Source organism: Methylobacterium sp. NEAU K, assembly GCF_030700285.1.
Taxonomy (GTDB): domain Bacteria; phylum Pseudomonadota; class Alphaproteobacteria; order Rhizobiales; family Beijerinckiaceae; genus Methylobacterium.
Genome location: NZ_JAUYZJ010000007.1, coordinates 55,859 through 68,585, shown reverse-complemented (window position 1 = coordinate 68,585; position 12,727 = coordinate 55,859). Strand labels below are relative to the sequence as shown.

The 12,727-nt window shown below is 71.2% G+C and carries 15 protein-coding genes; 4 read left to right on the top strand and 11 right to left on the bottom strand.

Annotated elements, in window-relative coordinates:
• The first annotated feature begins 12 nt into the window (after positions 1-12).
• The 3 genes from Q8W67_RS07690 (at position 13) to Q8W67_RS07680 (ending at position 2,331) form a co-directional block, all read left to right on the top strand.
• Positions 13-660, top strand: a complete 648-nt coding sequence (locus Q8W67_RS07690; RefSeq protein WP_305543160.1) for a BON domain-containing protein — start codon at positions 13-15, stop codon at positions 658-660.
• 87 nt (positions 661-747) lie between these two features.
• Positions 748-1,560 carry a universal stress protein gene (locus tag Q8W67_RS07685; RefSeq protein ID WP_305543158.1) on the top strand — a complete coding sequence of 271 codons (813 nt, stop codon included), beginning with the start codon at positions 748-750 and terminating at the stop codon, positions 1,558-1,560.
• Between the two features lie 3 nt (positions 1,561-1,563).
• Positions 1,564-2,331, top strand: coding sequence for a Crp/Fnr family transcriptional regulator (locus Q8W67_RS07680; RefSeq protein WP_305543155.1), 768 nt, complete (start codon positions 1,564-1,566; stop codon positions 2,329-2,331).
• Positions 2,332-2,358: 27 nt separating this feature from the next.
• On the opposite strand, the gene Q8W67_RS07675 is transcribed toward Q8W67_RS07680, so the two are convergent.
• From Q8W67_RS07675 to Q8W67_RS07650, 6 genes are all read right to left on the bottom strand, one after another.
• Positions 2,359-3,219, bottom strand: coding sequence for a universal stress protein (locus tag Q8W67_RS07675; RefSeq protein WP_305543152.1), 861 nt, complete (start codon positions 3,217-3,219; stop codon positions 2,359-2,361).
• Between the two features lie 13 nt (positions 3,220-3,232).
• Complete coding sequence (locus tag Q8W67_RS07670; RefSeq protein WP_305543150.1) at positions 3,233-3,565, bottom strand: cytochrome c; 333 nt, start codon at positions 3,563-3,565, stop codon at positions 3,233-3,235.
• Positions 3,565-4,377 (bottom strand): universal stress protein, encoded by an 813-nt coding sequence (locus tag Q8W67_RS07665; RefSeq protein WP_305543148.1) that lies wholly within the window; start codon positions 4,375-4,377, stop codon positions 3,565-3,567. Before Q8W67_RS07665 ends, Q8W67_RS07670 begins: the two co-directional genes overlap by 1 nt.
• Positions 4,378-4,511: 134 nt before the next feature.
• Positions 4,512-5,495, bottom strand: a complete 984-nt coding sequence (locus Q8W67_RS07660; protein ID WP_305543146.1) for a zinc-dependent alcohol dehydrogenase family protein — start codon at positions 5,493-5,495, stop codon at positions 4,512-4,514.
• A gap of 10 nt (positions 5,496-5,505) precedes the next feature.
• Complete coding sequence (locus Q8W67_RS07655) at positions 5,506-6,153, bottom strand: BON domain-containing protein (RefSeq protein WP_305543144.1); 648 nt, start codon at positions 6,151-6,153, stop codon at positions 5,506-5,508.
• A 29-nt stretch (positions 6,154-6,182) separates the two neighbouring features.
• Positions 6,183-6,383: a hypothetical protein gene (locus tag Q8W67_RS07650; RefSeq protein WP_305543143.1), complete on the bottom strand. Its 201-nt coding sequence runs from the start codon at positions 6,381-6,383 to the stop codon at positions 6,183-6,185.
• Between the two features lie 133 nt (positions 6,384-6,516).
• Here Q8W67_RS07650 and Q8W67_RS07645 point away from each other — a divergent pair, with 133 nt between their 5' ends.
• Complete coding sequence (locus Q8W67_RS07645) at positions 6,517-9,063, top strand: phosphoketolase (protein WP_305543141.1); 2,547 nt, start codon at positions 6,517-6,519, stop codon at positions 9,061-9,063.
• Positions 9,064-9,419: 356 nt separating this feature from the next.
• Here Q8W67_RS07645 and Q8W67_RS07640 read toward each other — a convergent pair whose 3' ends face one another.
• The 5 genes from Q8W67_RS07640 to Q8W67_RS07620 form a co-directional block, all read right to left on the bottom strand.
• Positions 9,420-9,692, bottom strand: coding sequence for a hypothetical protein (locus Q8W67_RS07640; protein WP_305543138.1), 273 nt, complete (start codon positions 9,690-9,692; stop codon positions 9,420-9,422).
• Entirely contained in the window at positions 9,689-10,165 is a 477-nt protein-coding gene (locus Q8W67_RS07635) for a hypothetical protein (protein ID WP_370693837.1), read from the bottom strand. The genes Q8W67_RS07640 and Q8W67_RS07635 overlap by 4 nt, the downstream gene beginning before the upstream one ends.
• A gap of 10 nt (positions 10,166-10,175) precedes the next feature.
• Positions 10,176-10,826 (bottom strand): BON domain-containing protein, encoded by a 651-nt coding sequence (locus tag Q8W67_RS07630; protein WP_305543135.1) that lies wholly within the window; start codon positions 10,824-10,826, stop codon positions 10,176-10,178.
• Between the two features lie 55 nt (positions 10,827-10,881).
• The gene (locus Q8W67_RS07625) at positions 10,882-11,229 is read right to left on the bottom strand and encodes a DUF1476 domain-containing protein (RefSeq protein ID WP_305543133.1); all 348 of its coding nucleotides are present in this window, start codon (positions 11,227-11,229) and stop codon (positions 10,882-10,884) included.
• 106 nt (positions 11,230-11,335) lie between these two features.
• Positions 11,336-12,664 carry a S41 family peptidase gene (locus tag Q8W67_RS07620; protein WP_305543130.1) on the bottom strand — a complete coding sequence of 443 codons (1,329 nt, stop codon included), beginning with the start codon at positions 12,662-12,664 and terminating at the stop codon, positions 11,336-11,338.
• Positions 12,665-12,727 lie beyond the last annotated feature (63 nt).

The window sequence follows — 12,727 nt, the reverse complement described above, 5'->3', positions numbered from 1 at the left end:
AGGGAGAGTGAGATGAGCGACAAGTTCCTGCGCCAGAACGTCATCGACGAGCTCGATTTCGAGCCGAGCATCGACGCGGCGAGCATCGGGGTCGCCGTCGAGAACGGTATCGTGATCCTCACGGGCCACGTCGGCAGCTACTCGGAGCGGCTGGCCGCCGAGAAGGCGGCCAAGACGGTGCGCGGCGTGCGCGGCGTGGTGGAGGAGATCAAGGTACGCTTCGTCGGGGAGGCGCCGCCGCGCGACGAGGATCTCGCCCGGCGCGCGGTGCAGATGCTCGACTGGTCCGTGACCGTACCGAAGAACACCGTGCAGGTGCAGGTCCAGGACGGCTGGGTGACCCTGACCGGCCAGGTCGAGTGGCAGTACCAGAAGGAGGAGGCCCGCGCCGCGATCAAGCGCCTCTCCGGCGTCACCGGCATCATCAACAAGATCGAGGTGGCCCCGAAGGCGGACGCGGCCGACGTGCGCTCGAAGATCCTCGCGGCCCTCAAGCGCAACGCGGAGGTCGAGTCGGACGCGATCCAGGTGACCGTCAAGGATGCGAAGGTCACTTTGGAGGGCAAGGTGCACGCTTGGCACGAGCGCAATCTCGCCGAGAATGCCGCTTGGTCGGCCCCGGGGGTGCGCGCCGTCGTGGATCACCTGACCGTCGCCTGAGCGGCCGCGCGGGGTGCGCGGGGCCGCCGGCCTCACGGACCCCGCGGGACACCGCCGCCTTTCCTCCCTTCCGGCCGGAGCCCTTCCATGACCTACGCCAGCATCATGGTGGCAGTGGACCAGAACCCTCATGCGCGGGACCGCGTCCGGCTGGCCGCCCACCTCGCCGACGATTTCCACGCGGGCCTGATCGGCGTCTGCGCGGAGCAGCCGGCCTTCGCGGTTCCGCCCGTCGGACCGACGCCCGCGAGCGCCTACGCGCTGGAGGCGTCGAGCGAGATCATCCTGGACGACCTCAAGCGGGCCCATGCCGTCTTCGCGGAAGCCGTCGGGACGCGCAGTCGCATCGAGTGGCGCTCGAATCTCGACCTTCCGCTGCCCTTCCTGGTCGCGCAGGCCGCCGCCGCCGACCTCGTCGTGGTCGGACGCCGGACGGATCCCGGCTCCGGGCTGTTCTCGGTCGACGCGGGCGAAGCGCTGATGCATCTCGGACGGCCCGTGCTGGTGGTGCCGCCGGACGTCGACCACCTCGATGCCAAGCGGGTCGCGGTCGGCTGGAAGAACACCCGCGAGGCGCGCCGGGCCGTCCGGGACGCCCTGCCGTTCCTGAAGCGGGCGTCCCAGGCCGTCGTCGTGGCCATCGACGACGGCAGCGGGGCCGCCGACACGCGGGACATCCTCCGCTTCCTGGAAGCCCACGACGTGTTCGCAACCAGCGTCAGGCCGGGCGCCCTGGGTGCGTCGACCTCCGAAACGCTCGTGGACGCGGCCGCCGAGCACGGTGCGGACCTGATCGTCACGGGCGCCTACGGCCACGGCAGGCTGCGCGAATGGGCCTTCGGCGGCGTCACGCGTAACCTGCTCGCCGGCTCCCCCGTCTGCTGCCTGATGAGCCACTGACCCATGCCCGTACAAGCAGCCAGGATACACATCGGCGGCGGGGATCGTGTCGGCCTCGAACCCCTGATCCGCAGGTTGGAGCGACGCGATGTTCTGTCGGCCGCAGAGAAGGACGCTCTCTCGGGTGCGGTCTGTCGGACCGTGGAGGTCGCGGCGGACCGGGACATCCTGCGCGAGCACGACGTCCCGTCGGAGTGCAGGCTGCTGTTGGAAGGTTGGACGAGCCGCTACACCCTGCTTGCGGGGGGGCAACCGCAGATCCTCGGGCTTCAGATCCCCGGAGACTTCATCGACCTGCAGAGTTTTCCCCGGCGGCGCATGGACCACGCCATCTCGACGCTCACACCCTGCAGGCTGGCCGTTATCCCGCACAGGGCCCTGCACGAGATCATGGACCGGAACCCGCACCTCGCGCGCCTTCTCTGGCTCGATACGCTCGTCGACGGCGCCATCTCCCGCCGCTGGCTCCTCAACGTCGGGCACCGGCGGGCACGCGAGGCGATGTCGCATCTGATCTGCGAACTCTTCACCCGCTTGCGGACGGCCGGGATGACCAAGGCACGCACGTGCCAGGTGCCGGTCACCCAAACGGAGCTGGGCAGCGCTTTGGGACTGACGTCGGTCCACACGAACCGCGTCGTGCAGGAGCTTCGCCATGACGGGCTCATCACCTGGCGGGGCACGTCGTTGACCATCGAGGATTGGAACCGCCTGTGCCGGATCGCGGAGTTCGACCCGGCCTATCTCGACCTGGAACGGGCACCGCGCTGACCGCGTGCGGCGAGCGCGGGTGCGGTCTCAGTGGGCCATCAGCACAGGCAGGCGCGCGTTCTCGATCATGTGGCGGGTGACGCCGCCGAGCAGGAACTCGCGCACGCGACTGTGGGTGTAGGCGCCGAGCGCCAGCATGGAGGCGTTCCGGCGCTCGGCCTCGGCCAGGATCGCCGGACCGACCGGGGTGCCGTCCGGAGCCGGCAGGGTGACGGCCTCGGCCACCACCCCGTGCCAGCGCAGGTAGCCGCACAGGTCCGCAGCTCGCGCCTCGTCGAAGCGTTCGGTCCGCGCGTGCACGACCGTGACCCGCGTGGCCTCGTGCAGCAGGGCGATGGATTGGCCGATCAGGCGCGTCGCCTCCAGGCTGCCGTTCCAGGCGATCATGACGTGGCCCAGCAGGTCGTTCGGGACGGTTTCGCCGACCATCAGAGTCGGCCGACCGACTGAGAACAGCGCGGTGTCGAGCGCCCGCCCGGTGAAGGGCTGCCCGGGGTTGGGTCGGTCGACGAGGACGAGGTCGTTGACGCGGCCCGCGAGCGTCAGGAGGGGCTCGACCTCGCCGGAGAGTTCGGTCCAGGTCGCGAAGGTGGCGTCGAGGCGCTCCGCCTTGGCGATCAGCGGCACGTTCTCGCGCTCGCACCACGCGCGGAGGGCCGCCTTGCCCTCCGCGGCGGCCTCGCGCACTCCCCGCTCGATGGCCTCGATGGTCCTATCGTCGACGGGCACCAGGCTCGCCATGCCGGCCAGCACGTGTTCCGGCCCGGGCGCCATGAAGCAGACGCCGATATGGGCCTGAAGGCGGCGGCCGAGGCGCAGGGCGGCTTCCAGCCGGCGGGTCGGGTCGACGCCGGGCCCGGTGGGGACGAGCAGGCAGCGCAGGTACATCGGGGTCTCCGCCTCAGCGTTCCAACGATTTCAGGTATGCGATGAGGGCTTCGGCCTGGTCGGCTTCGAACCGGAACTCGGGCATGGTGGGATGTCCGGTGCGGATGCCCTCGGCGAGGGCCTCGCCGAGGTCCTCGACCGGATAGCGTGTGTGAAGCTCGCGGAAGGGCGGGGCCTCGCGCAGGGGACTGCTCCCGATCCGCCCGACGGCGTGGCAGCGGGCGCAGTTGGTGCGAGCGAGCGTTTCGCCCTGCTGCACGCGGCGGTCCCAGGCGGTCGCGGGGGTGCCGAGGAGGGCGGTCAGGAGCACGACGGCGATGCTCATCGCGGGGGCTGAGAGGCGCATCAGTGGCACATCAGGCAGCAGACGGGCGCCGTCTGCAGAATCTCGCGGGTGACGCCGCCGAAGGCCCATTCGCGCAGGCGGGAATGACCGTAGCCGCCCATGACCATCAGGTCGGCCTCGTGCTCCCGGGCGAACCGCAGGACCGCATCGCCGTCGCCGGCCGCCGCCTTCAGGAGATGCGTGGTCGCGGAGGCGCCGTGGCGCGCGAGATGACCGGCCACGTCCTCGGCGCCCTCGAACCGTGCGCCGTCGCCGGCCGTGACCACGAAGACCTGATCCGCGTGCCGGATGAAGCCAAGCGCGCCCGAGACGGCGCGCCGTGCCTCCGGGCCGTCCTTCCAGGCCACAACGATGCGGGCCGCCTTCAGGTGCTCGATGCCCGGTGGAACGACCAGGACGGGGCGGCCGGCCTCCATGAGGACCGGGCCGGGCGGGACGCCGAGGCCGTCGGCGTTGTCGTCGTCCGGGCCGCGCCGGCCGACGACGACCAGGTCCGCCGCCCGCGCCTGCTCGACGAGGTGGGTGATCGGTCCCGCGAAGGCCGGGCGCCAATCGGTCCGGATGCCCTCGCCCGCGTTGCCCGCGAAGACAGCGTGGGCGCGCTCGAGAAGGCCGTGCACCACACGCTCGTTCTCCTTCTCCTGGATCGTGGCGTCGTAGACATCGTGGACCAGGATCGGGACCGGGACCGGATGGGCGGCCGCGCCGGTGAGCGTCGCCTCGAAGCGGTGCGCGAGCCCGGCAGCCAGGCGGATCCGGTCCGGCGCGGGGCCGTCCAGATCCACGGATACGAGGATGTTCGCGTAGTGCATGGTCGCCTCCGAAGGCCCGGGTACCGGTCCGACGGGAATCACTCTCGCGCGGGTCCGCGCGCGGGTCGTTGATCCAGCGCAAAGGGCGCCGGCCGGGCGGCCCGCTGGAGCGTGAGCCGGCGCAGGCCCGCGGTTCACGGCACGAGGACGGCAGCCCCCTGGAGGGCGCCGGACCGATGCGCCGCGATGGCGGCGTTCGCCTGCGCCAGCGGGTAGGTTCGCGTACGGGTGACGATTCCGGCCTGGGGCAGGACCGCGAAGAAGCTGCGTGCGTCGGCCCGGGTGAGATTGGCCACCGAGAGCACCGCGCGCTCGCCCCAGAGCAACGCGTACGGGAAAGCCGGGATGTCGCTCATGTGGATGCCGCCGCAGACCACGCGGCCGCCCTTGCGCACGGCCCTGAGGGCGGCGGGGACGAGGCGCCCGTCCGGCGCGAAGATGAGGGCCGCGTCGAGCGGCTCCGGGATCGCCTCGTCGGAGCCGCCGACCCAGGCGGCCCCGAGGGCGCGGGCGAAATCCTGCGCCGCCCGGTCGCCGGGCCGAGTCATGGCGAACACGCGCCGTCCCTGCCATCGGCAGACCTGGGCGACGATGTGGGCGGCCGCTCCGAAGCCGTAGAGCCCGACCGTCCCGGCGTCGCCTGCCATCCGCAGGGTGCGCCAGCCGATGAGGCCGGCGCACAGTAGCGGCGCGGTCGCGACCGGATCGAGGCTCGGATCGAGCGGCACCGTGAAGGCGGCCTCGGCCAGGAGGTGGCTCGCGAAGCCGCCGTCGCGCGTGCACCCGGTGAAGCCGGGCGTGTCGCACAGGTTCTCGCGGCCGGCCTCGCAATAGCGGCAGCGGCCGCAGGCGTGCCCGAGCCAGGCTACACCGACCCGCATGCCCGGTCGCCGGTCGGTCACACCCGGACCGGCGGCCTCGACGAGGCCGACGACCTCGTGGCCCGGCACGACGGGGTAGACGGCCTGCGGCAGCTCGCCGTCGATGACGTGGAGGTCCGTCCGGCAGATCGCGCAGGCCTCGACGCGGATGCGGACCTCGCCGGGGGCGGGCTCCGGGTCCGGGCGGTGCTCGGGCAGGAGCGGACCGCCGACCGACCGCAGCACCATCGCCAGCATCGGACCGGCCTCAGCAAGCCAGCGTCAGGCGGTCTTCCACGGCCCGCACCCCGGGGGCCGACCAAGCGGCGCGCTCGGCCAGCTCGCGCTCGCGCCACGCGTCGACGCATCCGTCGAGGATCACCGTATCGCCGTCCACCTGCACGCGGATGGTGTCCGGATCCTTGGCGCTCCGCCTCAGCGCCGCGAGGATCCGGGCCTTGATCTCTGCGGGCTGGGCCGGCGGCTTCACGGCGATGAGGTTCACGATGTCGGTGACGCCGGCGAGGCGGCGCAGGGCTTTGTCGATATCCGCCTTCTGGTGGTAGTAGGGCACGCTGCCCTGGAGGGTGACGCACCCCTTCTCGACCTTGAGCTCGACCGATCGCTCCGGGATCTGCACGTCCCATTCCAGCACGCGGGCGCAACGGTCGGCCAGAGCCTCGTCGCCGATGCGGATGTTGTCCGGGTAGCGGACCTCGATCTGCTCCACGACCGCGCGGACCCCGCGCACCCGAAGGGCGACATGTTCTGCGATGCCTTTCTCCGCGTAGTTGCGGACATGCCCGGTCAGGGTCACGACACCGTTCTCGACCGCGACGCCGATCTGTGCCGCGTCGATCATCGGGGCGAAGTTCAGCTCGTCGGTGACGTGCTGGCGCACGGTCCTGTCGTCCATCGCCTTGCCTCCTGCGCTCGGTCCGGGTGTCAGAGAGCCAGCCAGATCAGCGGCGGCGTGACGATCGAGGCCGCGATGGCCAGGCCCAGGGCCTGCAGGCTGCCGATGGTCCGGTAGCGGCCGATGTCCGTGACGAGGCCGGGCCTCGCGTCGTTGCGTGCCTCCAGCCTGACCGGAACGGCCACACGGCGCACCGTCCGGATGTCGGTGGATTGAAACACCAGGTTCATCGCCCGCTCCCATCTTGGCTGACGGGAGGCATCCTGCCGGGCCTGCCGACGGGCGCTTTGATCCACCTCAACGCCCTCGGCCCTGCGCACGGGCACCGTCGATGCCTGGATCTGCATCCTCCGAGTGGCCGATATGGACGTGACGCACGAGCCGAGGGACCGCCGCAGCGGCCATGGTCGGGATGATGGATACGATCTGCCGTTCGTGCCCGGCCCGCTCGGGCCGGACGGGCTCCGGCAGATCGACGCCTTCTGGCGCGCGGCCAACTACCTGTCTGTCGGCCAGATCTACCTGATGGACAACCCGCTCCTGCGCGAGCCACTGAAGCCGGAACACGTCAAGCCGCGGCTCCTCGGACATTGGGGCACCACGCCGGGCCTCAACTTCATCTACGCGCACCTGAACCGCGCCATCCGCCTGCGCGACCTCGACATGATCGCCGTCTGGGGACCGGGCCATGGTGCCCCTGGGCTCGTGGCGAACGCCTATCTCGAGGGCACCTACAGCGAGATCTACCCGGACGTGGCGCGGGATGTCGCCGGGATGGCACGCCTGTTCCGGCAGTTCTCGTTCCCGGGCGGCATCCCGAGCCATGCCTCGCCCGAACTGCCCGGCTCGATCCACGAGGGCGGGGAACTCGGCTATTCGCTGGCGCACGCCTTCGGCGCGGCCCTGGACAACCCCGACCTGATCGTCGCCTGCGTGGTCGGCGACGGCGAGGCCGAGACGGGGCCGCTCGCCGCCGCCTGGCACTCGAACAAGTTCCTCGACCCGCGCCACGACGGGGCCGTCCTGCCGATCCTGCATCTGAACGGCTACAAGATCGCCAACCCGACGATCCTGGCCCGCATCCCCGAGGCGGAGTTGCGCAGCCTGCTCGTCGGCTACGGCTACGAGCCGACCTTCGTCGAGGGGGACGCGCCCTCGACCATGCACCAGGCCATGGCGACCGCCCTCGATGCGGCGCTCGATGCGATCGCGGCGATCCAGAACTCGGCCCGGAACGGCGAGGTCCAGCGGCCGCGCTGGCCGATGATCGTGCTGCGCAGCCCCAAAGGCTGGACGGGGCCGAAGACCGTCGACGGCAAGCCGGTCGAGGGAACGTGGCGCGCGCACCAAGTGCCCGTGGCGGCCGTCCGCGAGAACGCCGGGCATCGTGCGATCCTGGAGCGCTGGATGCGGTCCTACCGGCCGGAGGAGCTGTTCGCGGAGGACGGCTCGCTCGTGGCCGACCTCGCGGCGCTGCCGCCGCAGGGCCCCCGGCGGCTCTCCGCCAACCCGCACACCAACGGGGATCGGACGCAGGCCTTGCGTCTGCCGGACCTGGAAAGCTTCGCCGTCGCGGTGGCGAGCCCTGGCGGCTCGCAAGCCGAGGCCACCCGTGCCCTCGGTGCCTACCTGCGCGAGATCCTGACGCTCAACACCGAGGCGCGCAACTTCCGCATCATGAGCCCCGACGAAACCGCCTCGAACCGGCTGGACGCGGTCTTCGCGGTGACGAACCGGGACTGGCAGGAGGCGATCCTGCCGGGCGACGACCACCTCGCCAAGGACGGCCGCGTCATGGAGGTGCTGAGCGAGCACCTCTGCGAGGGGTGGCTCGAGGGCTACGTCCTCACGGGCCGGCACGGCCTGTTCGCGACTTACGAGGCCTTCGTGCACGTGGTCGATTCGATGGTGAACCAGCACGCCAAATGGCTGAAATCCGCGCGCGACCTGCCCTGGCGCCGCCCGGTGCCCTCGCTCAACATCCTGCTGTCGTCCCATGTCTGGCGGCAGGACCACAACGGCTTCAGCCACCAGGACCCGGGCTTCATCGACTTCGTGGCGAACAAGCGCGGCGACACGGCCCGCATCTACTTGCCGCCGGACGCGAACTGCCTGCTCTGCGTCACGGAGCACTGCCTGCGCACCTACGACCGCATCAACGTGGTCGTGGCCGGCAAGCAGCCCGCCCTGCAATGGCTCAGCCTGCACGAGGCCGCCAAGCACTGCGCGGCAGGGGCCGGCATCTGGGAATGGGCCTCGAACGAGGGCGACGCGGAGCCCGACGTGGTGATGGCCTGCGCGGGCGACGTGCCGACCCAGGAGACGCTGGCGGCGGTCGACTGGCTGCGCCAGCACGTCCCCGAGCTGCGGGTGCGGGTGGTGAACGTCGTCGACCTGATGACACTCCCCTCGCGGGCGATGCACCCGCACGGGCTGGACGACCCGACTTTCGACAGCCTGTTCACCCACGACCGGCCGGTGGTGTTCGCCTATCATGGCTATCCGTGGCTCATCCATCGCCTGACCTACAAGCGGACCAACCACGAGAACTTCCACGTGCACGGCTTCATCGAGGAGGGCACCACGACGACGCCCTTCGACATGTGCGTGCTGAACCGCCTCGACCGGTACCATCTGGCGCAGGCCGCACTTCAGATTGTGCCCCGACTCGGAGCGCATGCCGAGCACGCCGAGCAGGCGCTCCGGGAGGCGCTCGCCGCCCATCGGGCCTACGTCTGCCGAACCGGGGACGACCTCCCGAAGGTGAAGGATTGGGTCTGGCCGGAGCGGCATGCGCCCGAGTCTCCAGACCAGCGCCGGATCGAGGGCGACATCATGCAATGCGGCCCCGCCGACACCGATGAGCCCCGGAAGGCCGAGACGGTGGATGATTGGACGATCCTGGGTTGATGATTCCCAGTCACCCTGGAGCGGGACGCCTCCAGGGTGATCCACCTGCGCTTCCGGCCGGTTGCAGACGGATCGAGGATGCCGGCATTCAACCCGAGGCGCCGCCTCGAAGTCCGAGCCCGCCGCGCATCGCAAGCCGTGTGAAGCCTGATCGCGACCTCGAGGACGCCGTGCCGCTGGTTGGCGATCGGGTGCGTCGGTCGTGGAGTGTCTCCCAGTCCGGGAGACCACCGGGCCGACACATCCGGGTCGTAACCTTGAGTTGGGTCAAAGGCCGGAGCGCGGAGCGGCGCGTTCCGACGCCATGATCCTCAGACTGCCGCGAGGGCGCCGCTGGCCGGGCGCGCCGGGAGGGTTCATGCTCGTTCCAAAGCCTCCTCGGCGTAGTCGCCGCAGCCGAGGCCCAGCGCGACCGCCTCCGCGGGCGTCCGCGCGGCACCGGCGTGCCGATCGGCGACGGCCGCCGGCCCCAGCGGCGTCCCCCGGGACAGGCAACGGTCGAACTCGCCAGCCCATGCGAGGGGCAGGTCGAGCCAGACCGTGCGCCACAGGGCGAGCCACGGGTCGCCGGACACGGGCAAGGCCGCTCCCGCCACGGTCGAAGGAACAAGTCTAGGCTTCAATGTCATGCATGGTCTCCCAGGAGCCCACTGCCGAGCCGGGTCACCTTGAACGTGTGGTAGGTCTCGTCGTCGGCCTCCCGGATGGACACGTACTCGCCCTCGACGAAGACGTGCGTGCCGAGCCGGTAGCCCGGCTCGTCGTCCTCCGTCGTCCGGTCGTCGTAGTCGATCAGCCAAGTCGCGCCGCCCTCGCCTCCGGCCCGATGCACGAGCCGGCCATAGCGGTCGGGCTCGCCGGTCCAGAAGCGGCGCACGCGGCAATGGTCGCGGGACTCGCTCCACAGCGCCGCGTCGAGGCGGCCGTCCGGCCCGAGCGGCGCGACGATCTCGTAGCCGCGCCCGGCGCTGCCGTCCGGATGCTCCGGGCAGCGCGCCAGCGTCAGGATAACCCGGTGCAGCATCGCGGGCGCGGCCGGCTTCGCGGCATGCTGTTCGCGTCGAGACGCGGTGGCGCCGGGATCTTGCGTTGCGTGCGGCATGGACATCTCCTCAGGAGAGAGCGACGATCCGGTCCTCGACGGACCGCACCCCAGGCACCGACCAGGCCGCGCGCTCGGCGGCGTCCCGCTCGGCCCACGCCGTCACGGCGCCCTCCAGGGTGACCTTGTCGCCCTCGACGCTGATCTTGATCGCGTCCGCCTCGAACAGCGCGCTGCGCTTGAACGCCTCCAGGATCCTGTCCTTGACCGCCATCGGCCGGACCTCCGGCTTGACCGTGATCAGGTTCGTAACGCCGTAGACGCCGGACAGCTTGCGCACGGCCGCCTCCGCGCCCATCGCTTGGTACTGCCAGCGCACCGAGCCGGTCAGCGTGATCCAGCCCCCGGCGACCTTGATCTGGATGGCGTCCTTGGGGAGGTGCACGGACCAGTCGATGATCGCCAGCGCCCGCGCGGCGATCTGGTCGTCCTCGACCTTCTTCTCGTCGGCGTAGCGGACCTGTATCTCCTGAGCGATCGCGCGCACGCCCTTGATGCGGCGGACGGCGCGTTCAGCCTCGACCTTCTCGGCATAGCTGCCGACATGCCCCGTCAGGCTCACGACTCCCTCGGAGACCGCGACACCGATATCGGCCGCGTCGAGGCTGGGATCGAAGTCGAGTTCGTCGAGCACGTCGCGGCGGAGATCCTTGTCGGTCATGGCAGTCCTCCCGTTCACGCCCGATGGCTGGGCCGGCGCGATGACTCTGCGCACCCTAGACGGCGGAGCCTTGATCCAGCGCAAGGCCGACGCGCCGTTCTGCATGGGCGAGCGCGGCACAGCGCTCCATCTCCTTCCGCAGGATCGCGGGCGCCACCGCGACGCCGGCCGCCTTCAGGTCCGCGTCCAGCCTGACGATCAGATCCTCGTCGTCGGTCACCACGGCGCCCTCGGTGAAGGAGGTGACGTAGCCCTCCGCCGCCGTGCCGGTGAGGCGCATCCGCTCGCACGCCCAGGTCGCCAGGAGCCGGTTGCGCCGATTGCGCGTGTGGAAGCGCAGTTCCTCCTCATGCGCGAAGCGGCGCTCGAAGGCCTGTTCGCGTTCGTCGAATAGCGTGGTCATGGGACGCCTCCGTGTCGGGGGGGCCGGACCGAACCGGCAGCGGATCCGGCATTCTCGGGTCGGCCGCCGCGGCGAACCTTGCGGCAGATCAATGCCCGCCGCGCCGTCACTGGCCCGCAGGGGCGGTTCGTAGGTGCTGCAGCGCGGCCCGCAGCTGCGGGTCGTGCGCGGGCGCGACGCGGGCGTCGTCGAGCGTGCCGCCCTGCAGGGATCCGCCGCCGGGCATCGACCGGCTCGGCGGGGGGGATGGACCGTCGCGGCTTCCGGTCTCGCCGGCCTGCGTCACCACCTGGTCGGGCTCGATGCCGTTCCCTTCCACCCGCCGGCCCGACGGCGTGACGACCCAGGCCGTGGTGAGGCGCAGGCCGCGCCCGTCGCGATGGGCGTAGGTCGTCTGGACCGCCCCCTTGCCGTAGGTCCGCGTGCCGATGACGGTCGCGCGGCGATGGTCCTGGAGGGCGCCGGCGACGATCTCGGCCGCGGACGCGGTGCCGCCGTCGACCAGCACCACCAGCGGCAGGCCGTCGATCAGGTCCGCCCCCGTCCTGTCCAGCGCGAACCGCTCGACGTTGCCCGGACCCCGGCCGACCAGGCGCACGATCTCGCCATGCCCGAGGAATGCGCCCGCAACGGCGACGCCCTGCACGACGAGGCCGCCCGGGTTCCCGCGGAGATCCAGGATGAAGCCGGTGAGCCGGTCGCGGCCGATGCCGGCCTTCAGGTTCGCCACCGCCCGGAGGAGCCGCCCGGTCGTGAATTCGTCGAAATGGTCCAGCGCGACATAGGCGACGGAATCCAGGACGCGCATACGCACCGGATGCAGAGGCAGCCACTCCCGAGTCAGGACGATTTCTGTCGGGGCGCGCTCGCTCGGGCGGACGACCCGCAAGTGCACTGTGGATCCCGGCTCGCCGCGCAGGCGATCCACGACCCGGTCCCGGCCCAGGCCTCCGACCGCGACGCTGTCGATCCGCTCGATGACGGTGCCGGGCATCAGGCCGGCCCGGGCCGCGGGGGTATCCGGAAGCGTATTCTGAACCCTTCCGCCCGACTCGATCTCGACGCCGATGCCGGCATAGCTCCCGGTATCCTGCTCATCGAGCCGGCGGAACTGGATTGCGGTCAGGTACCGCGAGTGCGGATCCAGCGAGGCGACCATCGCGGCGATCGCCGCGTCGACCAGCTGGCCATCGCTGCGCGCGTCGATGGCCAGTGTCCGGATGGCGTGGAACGCGGAACCGAAGAGGGCGAGGTCCCGATAGGGAGGTCCCGAGGGCCAGTCCGGCCGCGTGGCGATGTCCTGTGAGGCCGAGGTCGCCAGGATTGCGGCAACAGCCCCGACGAGCCCGCCAACCCCGGCGAGCCACCAGGATCCGATGCGGCCGGGTCCGGGCCTGCCGCGCGCCGCCGGCTGCTCTGGGGTTGGATCGGGCATCGGCCTGGCCTGGGGAATGCACACCCGTGCAACGGTCGCTTCCCGCGTCCGGCAGCGCCTTGA